Annotated in this window: 15 protein-coding genes; 5 read left to right on the forward strand and 10 right to left on the reverse strand. The window is 70.5% G+C overall.

Annotated elements, in window-relative coordinates; all coding sequences use genetic code 11:
* Positions 1-239: 239 nt before the first annotated feature.
* The 4 genes from FB600_RS37155 to FB600_RS10050 all read right to left on the reverse strand — a co-directional run bounded on the left by FB600_RS37155 (position 240) and on the right by FB600_RS10050 (position 5,010).
* Positions 240-416 (reverse strand): hypothetical protein, encoded by a 177-nt coding sequence (locus FB600_RS37155; protein WP_164467669.1) that lies wholly within the window; start codon positions 414-416, stop codon positions 240-242.
* Between the two features lie 249 nt (positions 417-665).
* On the reverse strand, positions 666-2,279 hold the full coding sequence (locus tag FB600_RS10040) for a histidine-type phosphatase (protein WP_098182852.1): 1,614 nt from the start codon (positions 2,277-2,279) through the stop codon (positions 666-668).
* Between the two features lie 171 nt (positions 2,280-2,450).
* Positions 2,451-2,663: a hypothetical protein gene (locus FB600_RS10045; protein ID WP_046574579.1), complete on the reverse strand. Its 213-nt coding sequence runs from the start codon at positions 2,661-2,663 to the stop codon at positions 2,451-2,453.
* 124 nt (positions 2,664-2,787) lie between these two features.
* Positions 2,788-5,010: an FUSC family protein gene (locus FB600_RS10050; protein ID WP_145756700.1), complete on the reverse strand. Its 2,223-nt coding sequence runs from the start codon at positions 5,008-5,010 to the stop codon at positions 2,788-2,790.
* Between the two features lie 214 nt (positions 5,011-5,224).
* Here FB600_RS10050 and FB600_RS10055 point away from each other — a divergent pair, with 214 nt between their 5' ends.
* Positions 5,225-6,208: a LysR family transcriptional regulator gene (locus FB600_RS10055; RefSeq protein WP_096751023.1), complete on the forward strand. Its 984-nt coding sequence runs from the start codon at positions 5,225-5,227 to the stop codon at positions 6,206-6,208.
* Positions 6,209-6,356: 148 nt separating this feature from the next.
* On the opposite strand, the gene FB600_RS10060 is transcribed toward FB600_RS10055, so the two are convergent.
* A complete protein-coding gene (locus tag FB600_RS10060) occupies positions 6,357-6,650 on the reverse strand; it encodes a DUF4148 domain-containing protein (protein WP_013690138.1) in 294 nt (97 codons plus the stop codon).
* Positions 6,651-6,933: 283 nt separating this feature from the next.
* Between FB600_RS10060 and codA the strand changes: the two genes are divergently transcribed.
* The 3 genes from codA to FB600_RS10075 all read left to right on the forward strand — a co-directional run bounded on the left by codA (position 6,934) and on the right by FB600_RS10075 (position 10,392).
* Positions 6,934-8,193 (forward strand): cytosine deaminase, encoded by a 1,260-nt coding sequence (codA, locus tag FB600_RS10065; protein ID WP_145756702.1) that lies wholly within the window; start codon positions 6,934-6,936, stop codon positions 8,191-8,193.
* Positions 8,194-8,344: 151 nt separating this feature from the next.
* Complete coding sequence (locus FB600_RS10070; RefSeq protein WP_186029618.1) at positions 8,345-9,709, forward strand: 2Fe-2S iron-sulfur cluster-binding protein; 1,365 nt, start codon at positions 8,345-8,347, stop codon at positions 9,707-9,709.
* A complete protein-coding gene (locus FB600_RS10075; RefSeq protein ID WP_096751027.1) occupies positions 9,706-10,392 on the forward strand; it encodes a M24 family metallopeptidase in 687 nt (228 codons plus the stop codon). The genes FB600_RS10070 and FB600_RS10075 overlap by 4 nt, the downstream gene beginning before the upstream one ends.
* Positions 10,393-10,447: 55 nt before the next feature.
* On the opposite strand, the gene FB600_RS10080 is transcribed toward FB600_RS10075, so the two are convergent.
* The 5 genes from FB600_RS10080 to FB600_RS10100 form a co-directional block, all read right to left on the reverse strand.
* The gene (locus FB600_RS10080) at positions 10,448-11,815 is read right to left on the reverse strand and encodes an amidase (RefSeq protein WP_098182856.1); all 1,368 of its coding nucleotides are present in this window, start codon (positions 11,813-11,815) and stop codon (positions 10,448-10,450) included.
* A 45-nt stretch (positions 11,816-11,860) separates the two neighbouring features.
* On the reverse strand, positions 11,861-12,568 hold the full coding sequence (locus tag FB600_RS10085) for a DUF2848 domain-containing protein (protein ID WP_096751029.1): 708 nt from the start codon (positions 12,566-12,568) through the stop codon (positions 11,861-11,863).
* Positions 12,569-12,742: 174 nt separating this feature from the next.
* Entirely contained in the window at positions 12,743-14,053 is a 1,311-nt protein-coding gene (locus FB600_RS10090) for an MFS transporter (RefSeq protein ID WP_096752850.1), read from the reverse strand.
* A gap of 41 nt (positions 14,054-14,094) precedes the next feature.
* A complete protein-coding gene (locus FB600_RS10095) occupies positions 14,095-14,748 on the reverse strand; it encodes a DUF4286 family protein (protein ID WP_145756705.1) in 654 nt (217 codons plus the stop codon).
* A gap of 97 nt (positions 14,749-14,845) precedes the next feature.
* Entirely contained in the window at positions 14,846-15,802 is a 957-nt protein-coding gene (locus FB600_RS10100) for a LysR family transcriptional regulator (RefSeq protein WP_096751031.1), read from the reverse strand.
* 302 nt (positions 15,803-16,104) lie between these two features.
* Between FB600_RS10100 and FB600_RS10105 the strand changes: the two genes are divergently transcribed.
* Positions 16,105-17,370, forward strand: coding sequence for a porin (locus tag FB600_RS10105; protein WP_145756706.1), 1,266 nt, complete (start codon positions 16,105-16,107; stop codon positions 17,368-17,370).
* Positions 17,371-17,443: the final 73 nt, after the last annotated feature.

The following is a 17,443-nucleotide window of genomic DNA, read 5'->3' on the forward strand; positions in this document are numbered from 1 at the left end:
TAAAAAAAGCGGACGCCACGCGTCCGCCAAGAGGTTTGAGCAAAACGAACTACGGTTGCCGGCGGCAGGGCACCGCCGGCAAGCGCATGATACCGAATTCGATACGTTATATCATCGCCGATTCCTCAAGAATCAGCAGTGATTGATCGACATCGGGCAGGACGAAAAAGACAAAGCCCCGCGCCAGGCAGAGCCTGGCGCGGGGCTTGCGGACCGCTTCGGGGCAGCTTGGCGGCGATTCAGGCGCGGCGATCGTTGCGCACGGTGGCGCGAACCGGGCCGCGCGCGTAGCTGGTGGCGGCTTTCAGCTGGAGTTGCGACTGGAGTTCGAACAGGGCCCATGCGTCGCGCAGCATCGCGCCGACCTGGGACAGGAACGAAGGCTTACGGGTTTGGGATTGCTTGGCGTTCGACATGATGATCGTATGTGCAAGAGTGACTAGGGTTACTGCTTAGGTGTTAACCCTGACGATAGACTTGGGGCGCGCCGAAGTCAACGGTCACGATGCGAGGCTTGACTCGAATTGACGAAGCGTTGCGAAAACGCCTCGATGGGAAATGTCGTGCCGGATCACCGGCACGGGAGGGGAAAGGAAGACGGGACGGGGAAGGCGGGGGTCGCACCGCAGCCGGGTTGGCGCGCCGGCCACGGCGCTGAGCGTGGCTTACAGGTAGCCGTAACAGGCCTTGAGCCTGGCGTAGTCGTAGAAATGGCTGCCGGCCGAGAGCTTGGCGCCGTCGCAGGCGGCCTGGAAATCGGTCTCGCGCTCGTTGTAGAGCATGCGCACCGCCAGGCTGGTGCCGTTGCGGTACACGTCCCATTGCACGTTGGCCGCCATCGGCGAGACCTGGTCGCCGCGCCAGGGGTTGTTGTCGTAGCGGTAGGTCTGCGCGGCCGGCACCGGCACGAACACGTTCTTCAGGTTCATCGCCGAGGCGAACGGGATGATCTCCTCGGCGTGCGTGAAGCGCAGCTTGGCGGCGTTGCCCAGGTCGCCGCGCGCCACGGCGTCCACCTGGGCGAAGAAATCGTCGCGCAGGATGGTCGCCATCCGGTAGGTGACCGGGTTGGCCTCCTGCACGCCCGGCCCTTTCTGGTAGAAGTCGGCCGCGTCCTGCAGATAGGCGAGATAACGCGCCTGCGGCGCCGCGATGTATTTCTCCATGCTCACGCCGCCGGTTTCGGTCTTCATCGCCGGCGCCACCTGCAGCAGGTTGTAGAGCACGTTGGCGGCGTCGACGGCCGACTTGATGGTGGTCTTGCCGTCGCCCTTGAGCGTGTTGCTGAACAGCGCGTCGGCGGACGCGAAGCTGTAGCTGCCGGTGTTCGCGAAGGTATAGCCGCTGGTGCCGAGCCTGGCGAGGAAGGCCGGCGTGACGAGCGCCGACATCACCGTCTGCGCGACCTCGCCGGCCTGCGGCGAGGCATTGATCTCGGCGAGCTTGGCGGCGACGGTCGCGTCGCTCGAATAGGCCTGGTAGGCGAGGCTGTCGCGGTAGGTGGCGTAGTTCGCGTCGCTGGTGGTGCTGACCAGGTCGGTGGCCGCCTTCAGCGAGTGGAAATAGAGCAGGAAGCGGTTGGTGCCCGCCGGCTGCGCGACGGGCGCGCCTTCCGGATAGGGCGCCGGCGCGGCCGGCAGCGTGATGCTGGCCGCCAGCACCGGTCGCGCGGCCACCAGCGCGCCGGAGAAATAGGTGGAGCTGTCGACCGCGCGATCCTGGCCGGAATTGACCACCACCACCTTGCGCGAGCCGTCGAACAGCGGCGACATCCGCTGCAGCAGGCGCGCGGCGAGCTGCTGGTGCTCGCGGATGCCGGCTTGCGTGAGGTTGCCGTAGCCGGGCGTCGAGATACCGGCCACGCCGTAACCGAGCAGCGCATTGGCTTTCATCATCGCGAAGGTATCGGCCTTCAGTTGCTTGCCGAGCTCGGTCAGCGCGCCATCGGCCTCGGCCTTCTGCAGCATCGCGTAGATCGCGCCGTCGTACTTGAAACCCGACAGGCCGCGCGAGCCGTGCCGCGCCACCAGTTCCACGTAGATCGGCGCATAACCTGCCGGCGGCGCCTCGTAGGTCGAGGCGTCCTGCTGCGGTTGGTAGGGCGTCTTGGTCTGGTAGAAGGTCTCGGCGGCCGCCGCGGGCGGCGTGGCCGGCGGGGTGGCGGGCGATGATGGCTGCTGCGCGGCCGGGCTGGCCGGCGTGTCGGTCGAATCGGAGCCGCAGGCGGCAAGGAAACAGGCGGCGGCGATCAGGGTCGCGCGGCAGGTCAGGGCAATCATGTTCGCGGGCGGGCTCGCTGCTGGCCGTCCCGCGCGGCGGCGCGGGACGGCGGTGGAAAAATCGAGCCGCGAGTGTCGCAGAGGATTTTGACAGCAGAAAGTCGGCGAATGGAAAGCTTGGCTTCGATGGCGCGCCGCGAGCTGGCCGCGCCGGCTGCCGGCGGGCGATGCTCAGCTGCCGAAATAGATGTTGCAGAAGCTGGCCGGGCCGACGCAATCGGGCTGAGTCCGCGCGGGTACCTGCCGCGTGTGGCGGGCTTGATGGGCCTGCGCCTGCGAGGCCGGCGCGGCGCCGTTGTCGTTCGGGGCGGCGGGAGCCTGGGCCTGCGCGGCACAGGCGGCGGACAGGGCGAGCGAGGCGAGGGCGAATTGCAGCGACTTCATGATGTGTTCTCCTGAACAGATGCCGTTGTTGCGGCGGTGAAGTCACTATAAAAGCGGGCCCTGGCGCGATTAAGCCGTCCGCCTGGAGAGCATCTTTCCATTTCGTGGAGAGATCGATGCGCGATCAGCGCCGCGGTTCGCGGAAGCGCCGCCGCGCACGCACGAACGGCGCGTCGCGGTCGAGCAGGGCGGTGCGGATGAAGTGCAGCCCGACCAGCAGCCTGCGCATGCGCCGTCGTTCGCCGTCGGCGGCGTCCCAGGCAGGTCGGGCGCGCAGGATCGCGCGGATCGCCAGCTCCACCGATCGTTGCGCCTGCAACAGCCGCCGCGCGTCGGGTGCCTCGAACAGCTCGGGCAGCAGGCGCAACGCGCGACGCACCGGCGCGAGCCAGCGCAGCGCGCCGGCCGCGCGCGCCGTCGCGAACGGCGCCAGTTCGCCGCGCAGGTCGATCACGGCATGGCCGATCTCGAGCGTGACGAACAGCCAGCGCAGCGCCTGGCGATGCCGCGCCGAGCGCTTCATCAGCAGTTGCCGCAGATGCGAGGCCAGCTCGTGCGCGCCGCTCTGGAAGCGCGCGTGCAGGCCGTCGAGCGGCGCCTCGCAGGCCAGCCTGACGCGGCCGCGCAGGTCGTGCTGGATGCGCGCGATCAGCCAGGGCATCTCGGTCGGGAAGATCACCGCGAACACCAGCGCGGCCGTGAGCATCGCCGCGACCACCGCGATGCCGTTGTTGAGCAGCAGCTCGGGCTGGTAGACGATGAGGTTGTCGGGGCCGGCGAGCAGGCAGAAGAACACGATGAAGCCGACGCCGACGCCCGACAGGGCGGGCCGCGTCGTCAGGTAGACGCTGGCGGCGAGGATCGGCGCGAGCGTCGCGCAGAGCAGCGCGAAGCCGTCGATGTTCGGATAGAGATGGCAGGTGACGAGATAACCGGCCAGCGTCGCCAGCGCGGCGCCGGCCGCCATCTGCGCGACGAAGCGCGGCGCGCGCGGCGAGGTGGAGCTCAGCGCGCAGGCGATCGCCGCGGCGATGGTGGCGAGGCCGCCGCTGGGCCAGGCCGTCGCCAGCCAGAAGGCGCCCACCACGGCGAGCACCACCACGCTGCGCACGAAGGTGAAGGCGACGAACACCCCATTGGTGCGCAGCGTGTAGCGCGGCACGTCGCCGTCGGTTTCGAGCACGTGCGTGTCGTGGGCCAGCGAGGCGCGGGTCTGCGCGTAACCGAGGAACTCGTCGGCGAAGCGCGACAGCAGTTCGATCGCGGTATCGAAGTCGAGCAGGTCGTCGGGCGTGCCGGCGGCGATCGCGAGCCGCGACTCGCGCGCCTGCGCCGGCAGCGTGGCCAGTTGGCGGCTCAGGTCGAGCAGGGCGCCGGCCGGCCGAGGCGCGGCGTCTCCCATGCCTTCCGCACCTTCCGCCTGCAACGCGCCGAGCGCGGCCGCCAGCCGTTCCAGGTGCGGGGCCAGCGCCGCCAGCACGGCTTGCGCGCGCCGATGCACCAGCCGCTTGTGCAACTGGCGCAGCGCATGCAGCCGCGTGCAGGTGCTGACGAACTCGCCGTTCAGGCGCGCCAGGCGCCGGCTGCGCGCGCGGATGCGCGGATCCTCGAAGGAGGCGTAGGCGCGGATCGCGTCGAAGCCGACGATGTCATCGACGAAGTCGGCGAAACGCCGCTCGAACTCGCCGCGTTCGAGCCGGCCGCCCAGCGCCGCCGCCGCGAAGGCCACGAAGCGCGCGTGCCGCGCGTTCAGCGAGCGCATCAGCGCGCGGCTCGAACTGAGCGGCAGCACCAGCGCGCTGACGGCCGCCGAGCAGACGATGCCCACCGTGACCTCGGCCGCGCGCGTGAGCGCCGACAGGAACAGCGCGTCGGGCGTCATCACGGCCGGGATGCCGATCAGCGCGGCGGTGTAGCCGGCCAGCACGTAGCCGTACCAGCGGAAGTGCCGGTTGCGCACCGCGCAGGCGATGCACAGGCCGATCCACAGCGTGATGCCGGCCATGTAGAGCCCGGGCTGCTGGGCGAACAGCCCGCCCAGCGCCAGCGCGGCCGCCAGGCCGACCACCGTGCCGATCGTGCGATAGAAGGCCTTGGCGAACACCATGCCGCTCATCGGCTGCATCAGCACGAACACGGTGGTCATGGCGATGCGCGGCTGGGACAGCTCGAAGCGCATCGCGATGCCCATCGCCAGCAGCGCGGCGCCCACCGTCTTGGCCAGGTGCAGCCAGACCAGGCCGTCCGAGAGCGCCCAATCGCGCGCGAGGCGCCCGAGCGGCGCGAGTCGTGCCGGCGCGCGACGGATTTCGGCGGCGGCACGGGGGGAGGCGGATGCGGATTTCATCAAGGCGACGAGAGGCTGGTGGGGCGCAGGCGCGGCGGTTCAAGGAGGGATGGCCGGCGTGCCGTGGCGAATCGGAACGATGCGGCGCAGATTGTAGAAGTCCGATAAACGCCCATTAACGCGGGTCAGGGGAAACCAGAGTTGCTGTACCGGTAACAATCGGATAAGCGCGCGGTAGGACAATGGCGCCTTCCCTGGCCGTCCCCCGATAAGCATGGACACCTTGCAAAACATGCGGGTCTTCGCCCGCGTGGTGGAAGCGGGCAGCTTCACCGCCGCCGCGCTGTCGCTCAACTCGACCACCGGCGCCATGTCGCGCGCCGTCTCGGAGCTGGAGGCGCGCCTGCGCACGCGGCTCATGAACCGCTCGACGCGTCGCCTCTCGCTGACGCCGGCCGGCGAAAGCTACCTGCTGCGCTGCCGGCAGATCCTCGCCGACGTCGACGCGGCCGAGGAGGAGGCGAGCTGCGCGCACGAGCGGCCATCGGGCCTGTTGCGCCTGCACAGCTACGCCAGCATCGGCCAGCACTACGTATTGCCGGCGCTCAACGCCTATCGCGAGCAGCGTCCCGAGGTCTCGGTCGAGCTGACCCTGTCGCAGCGCGTGCCCGACCTGTTCGACGGCAGCAGCGACATGGCCGTGGTGACGGCCTCGTCCCTGCCCGATTCGGAGCTGGTCTCGTATCGGCTCGGCGAGACCTTCAGCATCCTGTGCGCCTCGCCCGCCTACCTGCGTTCTCGCGGCGCGCCGGCCACGCCCGCCGAACTGGCCGCGCACGACTGCCTGACGCTGCAGACACCCGCCTTCCCGACCCACGACTGGCTGCTCGAAACCCGCCAAGGCCAGGTCGAGCAGATCCGCGTCAGCGGGCCGGTGCAGACCAATACCGCCGAATCGCTGGCGGTGGCGATCGGCGAGGGCGTGGGCATCGGCATGCTGCCGCTGTATGCCGCGATCGGCCTGCTGCGCGACGGCTCGCTGATGCGCGTGCTGCCGGCGCACACGCTGCAGCGCATGAGCATCTACGCGCTGTACCCGTCGCGCCGCTTCGTCGACGCGAAGGTGCGCACCTGGGTGGAGTTCCTGCGCGCCGACCTGCCCGATCGCATCGCGCGCGACGAGGCGATGCTGGCCTCGCTCGACGCGCGCATGCGCGCCGCGCTCGACTCCACCCGCCGCAGCGGCGTCACGCCCTGAAGCCGCGGCGCTCGCGCGCGGCCAGGCCGAAGCGCGAGCGCGGGATTGGGGCGTTGTCATCTGCGAGAGCCCGGGTTCGGCCTGGCGACAGGCAGCCGAGGCCATGGCGCGCGTGCCGGCCGAATGCGTGCCGCGCGTGCCAGCCGTCTTACTGCGTGGCCTTGCCGGCTTCCGACACGGCCTGCCCGTTCGGGCCGTAAGCCTGCTTCGCGGCCTCGGCCTGCGCGACTCGCCTGGCCTGCAGGCGCTGCTGCGCGGCCAGCACGTTCTCCGGATAGTTCGCGTCGTTGCCGCTGGCCGGCGAGTAGCCGACCGATTCCAGGTCGACCAGTTCCTGGATCACCTGGGCGCGCGTCAGGCCGTGGTTGGCGGTCTGGGCGAAGGCAAGGGCGGGGGCCGCGATCACGAGGGCGGCGGCGGTCGAGGCGATGAACGTTTTCATGGTTTGGCTCCTTCTGGCGTTCCGGTTCGATGTCAACGCAACGATCGAATCCATGCAGGCAGTGTAGGGAGCGGCCGCGGCAGGAAACACCGGGCCGGCTGGAGGGCAGCCTTCCGGATTTCGCAACAGTGGCGCGGCTCGACGCCCGCTGCGCGGCGGTGATTTTGGTGGCGCGGGCGTTTGATTAGAATGAACGTCGGCCGGTGCCTGCCTCGCGCGCCCGGCACCCGCGATATCGCCCGGCACGCGTTTGCGGCGCCGGTTGCCCACCACAGGAACGACCATGAAGATCGTCAACGCGACGCTGCGCCGGCGCAGCGGCCTCCATACCCTCGAACTCGACGGCGCGAGCATCGCCCGGATCGTCCCGCAGGAGGCGCGCATCGCGCCGGGCCAGCCGAACGCGCCGGCCGCGCCGGACCTGATCGACGCCGAAGGCCGCCTGGTGATCCCGCCGCTGGTCGAGCCGCATATCCACCTCGACGCCGTGCTGACGGCGGGCGACCCCGAATGGAACCGCAGCGGCACGCTGTTCGAGGGCATCGAGCGCTGGAGCCAGCGCAAGGCCACCATCACCCACGAGGACACCAAGACGCGCGCCCACACGGCGATCGCGATGCTGCGCGACCACGGCATCCAGCACGTGCGCACCCATGTCGACGTGACCGATCCGACGCTGGCCGCGTTGGCGGCGATGCTGGAGGTCAAGGAGGAGGCGCGCGGGCTGATCGACCTGCAGATCGTCGCCTTCCCGCAGGAGGGCATCGAGTCCTTCGACGACGGCCGCGCGCTGATGGCGCGCGCGATCGAGATGGGCGCCGACGTGGTGGGCGGCATCCCGCACTTCGAGAACACGCGCGAGCAGGGCGTGAGTTCGCTGAAATACCTGATGGAGCTGGCCGAGCGCAGCGCTTGCCTGGTCGACGTCCATTGCGACGAGACCGACGATCCGCATTCGCGCTTCCTGGAGGTGCTGGCCGAGGAGGCGCGCGTGCGCGGCATGGGCTCGCGCGTGACGGCCAGCCATACCACGGCGATGGGCTCCTACGACAACGCCTATTGCTCGAAGCTGTTTCGCCTGCTCAAGCGCTCGGGGATCCACTTCATTTCCTGCCCGACCGAGAGCATCCATCTGCAGGGGCGCTTCGACAGCTTCCCGAAGCGACGCGGCGTGACGCGCGTGGCCGAACTCGACCGCGCCGGCATCAACGTCTGCTTCGGGCAGGACTCGATCCAGGATCCCTGGTACCCGCTCGGCAACGGCAATATCCTGCGCGTGCTCGATGCCGGCCTGCATATCTGCCACATGATGGGCTACGACGACCTGCAGCGCTGTCTCGACTTCGTCACCGACCACAGCGCGGCAGCCTTGTCGCTCGGCGAGCGCTACGGGCTGGAGGCGGGGCGGCCGGCGAACCTGGTGGTGCTCGATGCAGACAGCGATTACGACGCGCTGCGGCGGCAGGTCAAGCCGCTGCTGTCGATTCGCGCGGGGCGCGTGATCCTGCGTCGCGAGCCGGAACGGATCGCCTATCCCTCGTAAGCCGAGGCGCGGGCCTGAACGGGCGGCGGCGCCTTGCGCGCCGAAGCCACCAAGGTATCTCGTCCATTGCCCCCGCGGGTAGTCGTTGCCGCGGGCTTCTCGCACAGGCAAGATTCCGCCATCGTCGATTTCCGCCGGACCCCAGATAGTCGTGAAGATAACGGACGCCCCCACGCAGTGGCAATTCAGGACATCCAGCGCCGAGGACGTGGTGACCTCGGCGCTGGCCGCCGATTTTCCGGTGCGCTTTTCGTGCCGCGAAGGCTTCTGCGGCCAGTGCCGCGGCGAGGTGCTGGCCGGGCGCTACCGCAGCGGCCGCGACGGCGAACCGCGCGAGGTCGCGCCGGGCGCCCGCGCCGAACCGGTGCTGCTGTGCCAGACCTATCCGCAGGCCGACCTGCTGCTGCGCGTGCCGCGCGCGGGCGACACCGCCTCGGGCGTGCGCGCCGCGCGCATCGAGTCGGTCGAGCTGGCGGCGGCCGATATCGCGGTGGTGCGCTTCACCTTGCTCGACGGCGAGCCCCTGCGCTACGAGGCCGGCCAGTTCATGGCGATCCGCTGGTCGGCGGCCGGCTACAAGCCGTTCTCGCTGGCGCGCGCCTGCGAGGGCGGGGCGGGCTTCGAGATCCATGTGCGCAAGATGGCGGGCGGCGAATTCACCGAATGGCTGTTCGCCGAGGAAGGGCGGCGCGCGGTGGGGGCGATCCTCGGCGTCGAGGGGCCGCTCGGCGAATTCGGCTGGCAGACGCCGCTGGACCGGCCGGCGATACTGGTCGCCACCGGCACCGGCTTCGCGCCGCTCGAGGCGATGATCGAGGCGCATCGGCTGTGGGAGCGCGCCAGCCCCGTGCACCTTTATGTCGGCGCGCGGACCGCGGCCGATCTCTACGCCGATGCGCGGTGCCGTGCCTGGGCGGCCGCGCCCGGGCAGGCCGGCCTGCGTTACGTGCCGGTGCTGTCGGGCGAGTCGCGCGAGGGAATGCGCAGCGGCAAGGTCGATGCGGCCGTGATGGCGGATTTCCCCTCGCTGGCCCAGGTCGATGTCTATGCCTGCGGCGCGCCGGCCATGGTCGAGGCGGCGCGGGTTGGTTTCGTCGGCGCGCGTGGCCTGCCGGCCGGGCGTTTCTTCGCCGATCCGTTCGCGCCGCCGCGCCCTTCGTCGGCGCGGCGCGACACGCTGCTGCGCATGAACCTGCGCTTGCCCGACGGCCGGCAAGGCCACTTGATGGCCGTGCAAGGGCGTCCCCTGCTGGGCGAACTGATGCGCGCCGGCATCGCGCTCCAGCATCTGTGCGGCGGCCATGCCGTCTGCGCGACCTGCGCGGTCCAGATCCAGGCCGGCGCCGACGCGCCGCCGCCCGCCGAGGACGAAGCCGACCTGCTCGACTTCCTGGGCGCCGCGCCCGGCACGCGCCTGGCCTGCCAGTTGCGGCTCGCCGCCGGCTTCGAGCATGCGCAAGTGAGCTTGCCGCGAGGCCTGCTGCTCGACGGCCCGCGAACGGAGGCGACGCGATGATGAAGCGCGAGGATTACGAGGACGTCGGCCCGCATTTCGACATCGGGGGCATGCTCGAGGTGCGTCGCCGCAGCCGCGAGGCGGTGCACGCGATCGCGGCGCGCATTGAGCCGGGCATGCGCGAGGAGGACGGGACGCGCCTGGCGCGCGCGGTGTTGCGCGAGCATGGGCTGCTGCGTGGTTGGCACAAGATCGTGGTGCGCTTCGGCCCGAACACGCTGCGCGAATACGGCAACCCCTCGGCGCCCGACGTGGTGCTGGGCGCCGACGACATCTTCTTCATCGATGTCGGCCCGGTCTGGCAGCGCTGGGAGGGCGACGCGGGCGAGACCTTCGTGGTCGGCCACGATCCCGAGATGCATCGCGCCCGCGCCGAGGTGTTCGCGCTCTGGAAGGCGGTGCATGCGCAATGGCGCGAGGCGCGCATCAGCGGCCGCGCGCTCTACGAATTCGCCACGCGCGAGGCCGAGGCAATGGGCTGGGAGCTGAACCTGAAGCGGATGTCGGGGCACCGGATCGCCGACTTCCCGCACGAACCGAAGTTCGCGGGCACCTTGTCGACGGCCGATATCGTGCCGAGCGCGCATGTCTGGATCCTGGAGATGCATATCCGTCATCGCACACGCGGCTTCGGCGCCTTCTACGAGGACCTGATGCTGGAGCGCGAGGTGCTGGCGCGCTGAATCATGAGGCAGGCAAGCGGGCCCGGCCGGGACGATCGGCCGGGCCCGCCGCGTTTCAGTGGCGCAAGGCCTGCTCGATGCCGGCCGCCACGCGCAGCACGCGCGCATCCTCCAGCGCGAGCCCGCCGACGCTGAGCCCTACCGGCGCGCTGCCGGCCGGCGTGCAAGGCAGCGATACGGCGCAGCCGTCGAGGAAGTTCACCACCGAGGGATTGCGCAGCACCAGCCCGTTGGTGCTGGCGAAGCGCGCCGCGTCGGCTTCGAGCGGGGCGATCGCGGGCGGCACGATCGGCACGGTCGGCATCAGGAAGGCGTCGAAGCCCTCGAACGCGGCGCGCGCCTGTTCGATCGCCTCGGCGCGCGCCGCCTGCAGTTCGATGTAGTCGGCCGCGAGCGCCGGCTCGCCGATCCGCAGCCGCGCCAGCACGCGCGGGTCATAGGCGTCGGCGCGCGTGGCCAGCGTCTCGCGATGCAGCGCATAGGCCTCGATCGGCGAGAAGCCGAAGCGGTTGATCGAAGGCAGCATGTCGAGCACCGGCAGGCGCACCGGCACCAGCTTCGCGCCGCAGCGTGACAGGCGGCCCAGCGTCTCGTCCCAGGCACGCGCGACGGTCTCGTCCATCTGTTCGCTCACGTAGTTCGACAGCACCGCCAGGCGCAGGCCGTCGAGCGGCGCCGCCGGCTGCGAGAAACCGCCGGCCTCGACGGTCTCGCCGGCCAGCAGCCGGTCGATCAGCGCGCAGCAGGCCACGCTCGGCGCGATCGCGCCGGTCGAATCGAGCGTGGTGGAGAGCGGGAACATGCCGCGCGTCGAGATCCGCCGCGCGGTGGGCTTGAAGCCGACCAGCCCGCAGAACGCGGCCGGAATCCGCAGCGAGCCGCCGGTATCGCTGCCCAGGCCGGCCGCGGCCATGCCTTGCGCGACCGAGGCCGCCGCGCCCGAGGAGGAGCCGCCCGCCACGCGCGGCTCGTCGGGCTGCCAGGGCGAGCGCGGCGTGCCGCGCCAGGGATTGACGCCGAGCCCCGAGAAGGCGAACTCGCTCATGTTGGTGCGGCCCACCAGCACCGCGCCGGCGCGGCGCATCAACGCGATCGCGGGCGCGTCGGCCGCGGCGGGCGGCGCGTCGTCGAGCACGCGCGAGCCGGCGCGCGTGACCTGGCCCGCCACGTCGTAGAGATCCTTGACCGAGACGGGCAGGCCCGCCAGCGGCGACAGGCGCACGCCGGCGCGACGCAGCGCGTCCTGCGCATCGGCCTGGCGGCGCGCGTCGTCGGCATCGACTTGGCAGAACGCATGGGCGCCGTTGCCGCCCTCGGCGTCGATGCGCGCGAGCGCGATATCGACCAGCTCGCGGCTGGTGGTGGTGCCGGCATCGAGTTGCGCGGCGAGAGTCAGCAGCGGGGTGGCGGGCGTGAAGCGCATCGGGGTGTCTCCTGCAGGTTGGTAGGGAGCGCGCATGCGGGCCGCTCAGGCGACCACGGGCAGCGCCTGGATCGCGTAACGGTGGCGCAGGCTGCGGCCGAGCACGGGATCGTGCAGCTCGAGCTCGAAGGCGTCGCCGCTCTTCATCGCGGCCATCTCGCCGAGCACGGCCAGGGTGCCGCTGTACATCGCGCTGCCGGCCGGCAGGGCCTCGATGTCGATGCCGCCGTGGCGCTGCCACAGCGTGGCGGGCGGCAGCAGGCCGTCGACGCTGCCTTGCTGGTAGGCGCGCGCGCCGCCGTCGGCGGCGACGAAGCGCGCGCGCAGCTCCAGGCGGTCCCAGTGCGCGGCCACCTCGGCGTAGCGCCAGGCCTCGCGCGCCACCGGCTTGACGCAGACCTGCTTGGAGACGGCCACGCTGTAGGCCTCGGTCTTGCGGTCGGTGTGATCGGAGCCGATCGTCACCAGGGTGCCGAGCGGGCTGCCGAACAGCACGCATTCGATCTCGCCGCTGGTGTCGGTGCCGAGCACCTCGACCGTGTCGGCCTGGCTCAGTTGCTGGGCGGCGACGCGGTAGAAGCAGGGCGTGCTGGAGGGCGGCGCCACGCCGAGCGCGGCCAGTTCGTCGATGTGGTGCTGGATCGCGGCCGCGTCGCGGCCGGCCCAGCCGGCGATGACGAGCGTGTCGAAGCCGAGTTCGAGCGTGCGAGGGGCGCCGTCGGGCGAGGAAACGGTGAAGGAAAGCTGGGTCATGTCGGGTTCGGGTCGTGCGGGAGCCGGCGTCGCGCCAGGCGCGCGGCCGGCCTCGCGCGGCGCCCGGGCATCGCGGCCCGCGCGTCGGCTAAGACGGCCGCGCCGGCATGGCGCCGGCGGGGAGCGTGGCAAGAAGCGCGGCGGCTGCCGCGCGGGAGTTTCATGGGCGAGGCTTCAGTCCTCGAGCGCGCGATGCGCGGTCTCGCGCGCGGCGAGCAGGGCGATCGCGGTGATGATCAGCGCGCCTGTCACGTACAGCGAGACGGCGATCGTGGTGTGCCAGTTGCGGAACAGCGCGACGATGATCAGCGGCGCGAATCCGCCGCCGAGGATGCCGGCCAGCGTGTAGGCCAGCGAGGAGCCGGCGTAGCGCACGCGGGTCGGGAACTGCTCGGTGACGAAGGCGGCCTGCGGGCCGTACATCACGGCGTGGATCACCAGGCCGATCACCACCGCCAGCACGATCAATCCCGGCTGCGAGGTGTTGACCAGCGAGAAGAACGCGAAGGCCCAGACGATCGCCGCCAGCACGCCGCCGAGATAGACGGGGCGCCGGCCGAAACGGTCCGACAGCGCGCCGAACAGCGGCACCGTCAGCGCGTTGCAGGCGGTGCCGCACAGCACGGCGGTGAGTGCCAGCGAACGCGACAGGTTCAGCACCGTGGTCACGTAGGTCAGCGTGAACACCACGATCAACGCATAGAGCACGTCCGAGCCGATCCGCGAGCCGCCGGCCACCAGCAGGCGGCGCCAGTGCTGCGAGAACACCTCGGCCACCGGCACCTTGGCGGTGTTGTGCGATTCGCTGAGCTTCTCGAAGGCCGGCGTCTCGCCCACGCCGCGGCGCACCCACAGCCCGAAGACCACCAGCAGCAGGCTGGCCAGGAAGGGCACGCGCCAGCCCCAGGCGAGGAATGCGTCGGAGGACACCGAGATGGTGATCAGCGCGATGAAGCCGGTGCCGAGCAGGGTGCCGAACGAGGGCCCGACCTGGGCCCAGGAGGCATTCAGGCCGCGCTTCTTCTGGTTGCCGTGCTCGACCGAGAGCAGCACCGCGCCGGCCCATTCGCCGCCCAGCGCGATGCCTTGCACGAAGCGCAGGCTCACCAGCAGGATCGGGCTCAGGATGCCGGCCGACTGGTAGGTGGGCAGCACGCCCATCAGCGCGGTGGTGATGCCCATCAGCAGCAGGGTCAGCATCAGCACGGCGCGCCGGCCGAGCTTGTCGCCGAGGTTGCCGAACACGAAGCCGCCCAGCGGCCGCGACACGTAGCCGACCGCGTAGGTCGAGAAGGCCAGCAGGGTGCCGGCCAGCGGATCGACCGAGGGGAAGAACAGGTGGTTGAAGACCAGCGCGGCGAGCGTGTTGTAGACCGTGAAGTCGTACCACTCCAGCGAGGTGCCGATCATGCTCGCGGTGGCGAGGCGTCCGCGTCCGGCGCGCGGTTGCTCCAGCGTCGGTGACGTGCTGGCGAGAGCGTTCATCTTTTTCTCCATCAGGTGGGGCAGCGGTGGCACATCGGGTTTCAGGCCGCCAGGCGCCAGAGCAGGTCGAAGGCGCGCACGTTCGCGGCTTCGACGTCGGCGAGCGCGGCCAGGCGCGTGGCGAGGGCGTGCGCGGCGGCGGCCGAGCTGCCTTCGACCAGCACCAGCGCGTCGCCGAGCGCGGCGCCGGGCGCACCGGCGCCGGTGGCGATCGGTGCCGACAGCGAGGCGTCGGTCGCGAACACGCGCACCGCGTGCACGCCCGGGGTGGCCTGCGCGGCGGCGCTGGCCGCCTCGCGCCAGGCGGCGCCGGCCAGCGCGGCGGGCGCGGCCACGAACAGCGCCAGCCGGCCGCCTTCGCCGGCACCGGCCGCGAACGCGAGCTCGCCGACGCGGCGCTGGTTGTTGCGCATGCGCTCGAAGCTGCGCAGCGACCACTCGGTCTGTTGCGCGAAGGCCTGGCGATAGGCCTCGCCGCGGAACACGTCGAGCGAGACGGTTTCATAGAGCGCCAGGTAGCGCCGCGTCGCGCCATCGCTGGCGAGGAAGCGCCGCGCATGGCTGAAGCCGGGGATCGCGACGCGCTCCTGCATGTGCTCGCGGTCGTACCACGCGTTGAAGTCGTCCTCGGTACGAGGGTCGGTATCGGTCCAGATGCAAAGCTGGCCCGGCCGTTGCGTCGGCTGTTCGCTCATCGTGGCGTTCCTGCGTAAGGTTTCGGACAGGCGCAGTTTGGCGAGGGCGGGCCGGATCGGTCCAACAAGAAAAAAAATACGGACTGAACGGGTTTTCTTATCGCTTGCGGGCGCGCCGCGGCGCCGCCGGGCCGGCTTCGGCGGGCTGGGCCGGTTCGGGCGCGGGGCCGTGCTCGGCCATGAAGTCGCGCGCCGTCTCGGCCGCCAGCTCGGCGATCCGCGCCGACAGCGGGTGGGCCAGCCGGTGGCTGGCCACCAGCGGCATCGGCGTGAAGCGGCTGTCGGTATCGAGCACCAGCAGCGAAGCCTCGCGCAGCTCGCGCTCGATGATGGCCGGCGGCAGCGCGGCCACCCCGAAGCCGTCCACCACCAGGCGCACGATCGCCGCCACCGAGCTGATGCAGTTGATCCGCACCGGCCGCTCGACGGCGCGCGAGAATTCGCGCTCGATCGCCGTATGCGGGCCGGAATGCCGCGAGAAGCTGATCACCGGGTGCTCGGCCAACTGGCCCAGCGTGACGCCCTTGCCGCCCAGGCCCAGCGAGGGGCTGGCCACCCAGCGCATCGGGAATTCGCAGAGCGCCGCGTTGACGAATTCGCGGTCGGCCAGCGTATCGGTATGAAGAATCAGGTCGACCGCATCGGCGCGCAGCCACTGCACCAGGTGGATGGTGGTATCGCTGGTGACCTCCACCTCGAGGCGCGGGAAACGCTCGCGGATGCGCGCCATCAGCGCCGGGAACCAGCTATGGACGATCGATTCGATCACGCCGAGGCGGATCAGGCCCGCGTCGGCCTCGGTGTCCTCCACCTCGCGGCGCATCTCGTCGCCCAGGCGCACGATCCGCTCGGCATAACCGAGCATCTTGCGCCCGGCCGGCGTGAGCGTGGCCGAGCGCGAGTTGCGGTCGAACAGGCGCACGTCGAAGCTCTCCTCGAGCGCGGCGATGCGGCTCGACACGGCGGCCTGCGTGGTGTGCAGCTTCTCGGCGGTGAGGCGGAAGTTCTGCAGGCGGGCCAGCCAGATGAAGGTCTCGAGGAAGCGGATGTTCATGATGCGGGTGGGGAGTCGCGGAATCGAGCCCGATGATAACGCGGCGCTTTTTTGAGAAGGCAGGCGCCCGCGCGGGCGACGACGGCCAGGCCGGGCCTGGGGCGCGGCGATAGCAAAAAGTGTTCGGCGCGAATTTATTTTCTTGTTGGAGCGAAGCGGGGCGGCTGGGCAACACTTCGGCATCCGAATGCGCGGTGCCCCGAACCGGCGTCGCGCCGCGGCCGGCCCGGCCCGACCCAGCGTCGAGGCGAGCCTGATCAATCGCAGTCCTGACGATACGAAACGGTTCAAGAGGAGCCAGCATGACCCCTTCGCGCTACCTGCGCCACGCGCGCGCCGCACGCCATTCGCAATCCCTTCGCACCCGCGCCCGACGGCGACTTGCCGCGTCGCTGTGTTCGCCATTGGCTTCGGGCCTGGCCGCCGGCGTCGCCGGCCTGGCGCTCGGCGCCGCGGCCGGCCCGGCGCAGGCGCAATCGAGCGTGACCTTGTACGGCACCATCGACACGGCGATCGTCTACGCCAACAACGCGGGCGGCAAGCGCCAGTTCGAGATGAACAGCAGCAACGTGCTCGGCAACCGCTGGGGGCTGCGCGGCAGCGAGGATCTCGGCAACGGCCTGCGCGCCGTGTTCGACCTGGAGAACGGTTATTCGTCGACCACCGGCGGCTTCCAGCAGGGCGGCGACCTGTTCGGTCGACAGGCCTGGGTGGGGCTCGCCTCGCAGCGCGCCGGCACGCTGACGGCGGGCCGTCAATACGACGCGGTGGTCGATTTCATCGGGCCCTTCATCGCCGGCACGCAATGGGCGACCTACCTCGGCGGCCACCCGGGCGACCTCGACAACACCAACAACGACTATCGCTCGAACAACTCGGTGAAGTACACCACGCCGACTTATCGTGGCCTGCGCGCCAGCGGCCTCTACAGCTTCGGCGGCACGCCGGGGCAGTTCGGGCGCAATTCGATCTGGTCGCTCGGGGTGGGCTACACGGGCGGCCCGATCGTGCTCGGCGCGGCCTACGTGCACGTCAAGGACCCGAACTTCTCCTACTTCGGCAACAACTCGAGCTCGAGCGCCACCGGCAGCAACATGGCCGCGAGCCGCGTCTATTCGGGTTACGCCTCGGCCGGCGACGAGCAGATCGTGGCGGTCGGCGGTACCTACACGGCGGGGCCGGCGATCATCGGCGCGGTCTATACCAACACGCGCTTCGGCGAACTGGGCGCGCATGCGAGCCTGGACCCGCTCGGCTATCGCGGCTCGGCCAGCTTCCACAACGCCGAGCTGAACCTGCGCTACTACCTCACGCCGGTCTGGCTGCTCGGCGCGGCTTACGACTACACGCGCGGCTACGGCGTCAACCACGTGACCTACCAGCAGGGCGACCTGGGCATCACCTACATTCTCTCCAAGCGCACCCAGCTCTACCTGGTCGGCCTCTACCAGCACGCGTCGGGCACCGATTCGAGCGGGCAGGCGGCGGTGGCCAACATCAACGGGCTGAGCGCCTCGTCGACGCCGAACCAGGTTTCGGTGCTGGCCGGCATCACGCATCGGTTTTGATCAAGCTGTCGTCGTGCAAAAAGGCCATCGCGAGGATTCGCGATGGCCTTTTGTTTCGTCTCGATTCAGCGAG

This window comes from Burkholderia sp. SJZ089 (assembly GCF_007828315.1).
GTDB lineage: Bacteria > Pseudomonadota > Gammaproteobacteria > Burkholderiales > Burkholderiaceae > Burkholderia > Burkholderia gladioli.

Coding starts and splice junctions, on each gene's coding strand:
- FB600_RS10050 (WP_145756700.1), bottom strand. CDS start 5,010: ATGAAATCCGCATCCGCCTCCCCCCGTGCCGCCGCCGAAATCCGTCGC.
- FB600_RS10105 (WP_145756706.1), top strand. CDS start 16,105: ATGACCCCTTCGCGCTACCTGCGCCACGCGCGCGCCGCACGCCATTCG.
- FB600_RS10055 (WP_096751023.1), top strand. CDS start 5,225: ATGGACACCTTGCAAAACATGCGGGTCTTCGCCCGCGTGGTGGAAGCG.
- FB600_RS10060 (WP_013690138.1), bottom strand. CDS start 6,650: ATGAAAACGTTCATCGCCTCGACCGCCGCCGCCCTCGTGATCGCGGCC.
- FB600_RS10100 (WP_096751031.1), bottom strand. CDS start 15,802: ATGAACATCCGCTTCCTCGAGACCTTCATCTGGCTGGCCCGCCTGCAG.
- FB600_RS10040 (WP_098182852.1), bottom strand. CDS start 2,279: ATGATTGCCCTGACCTGCCGCGCGACCCTGATCGCCGCCGCCTGTTTC.
- FB600_RS10080 (WP_098182856.1), bottom strand. CDS start 11,815: ATGCGCTTCACGCCCGCCACCCCGCTGCTGACTCTCGCCGCGCAACTC.
- FB600_RS10075 (WP_096751027.1), top strand. CDS start 9,706: ATGATGAAGCGCGAGGATTACGAGGACGTCGGCCCGCATTTCGACATC.
- FB600_RS37155 (WP_164467669.1), bottom strand. CDS start 416: ATGTCGAACGCCAAGCAATCCCAAACCCGTAAGCCTTCGTTCCTGTCC.
- FB600_RS10090 (WP_096752850.1), bottom strand. CDS start 14,053: ATGAACGCTCTCGCCAGCACGTCACCGACGCTGGAGCAACCGCGCGCC.
- codA (WP_145756702.1), top strand. CDS start 6,934: ATGAAGATCGTCAACGCGACGCTGCGCCGGCGCAGCGGCCTCCATACC.
- FB600_RS10095 (WP_145756705.1), bottom strand. CDS start 14,748: ATGAGCGAACAGCCGACGCAACGGCCGGGCCAGCTTTGCATCTGGACC.
- FB600_RS10045 (WP_046574579.1), bottom strand. CDS start 2,663: ATGAAGTCGCTGCAATTCGCCCTCGCCTCGCTCGCCCTGTCCGCCGCC.
- FB600_RS10085 (WP_096751029.1), bottom strand. CDS start 12,568: ATGACCCAGCTTTCCTTCACCGTTTCCTCGCCCGACGGCGCCCCTCGC.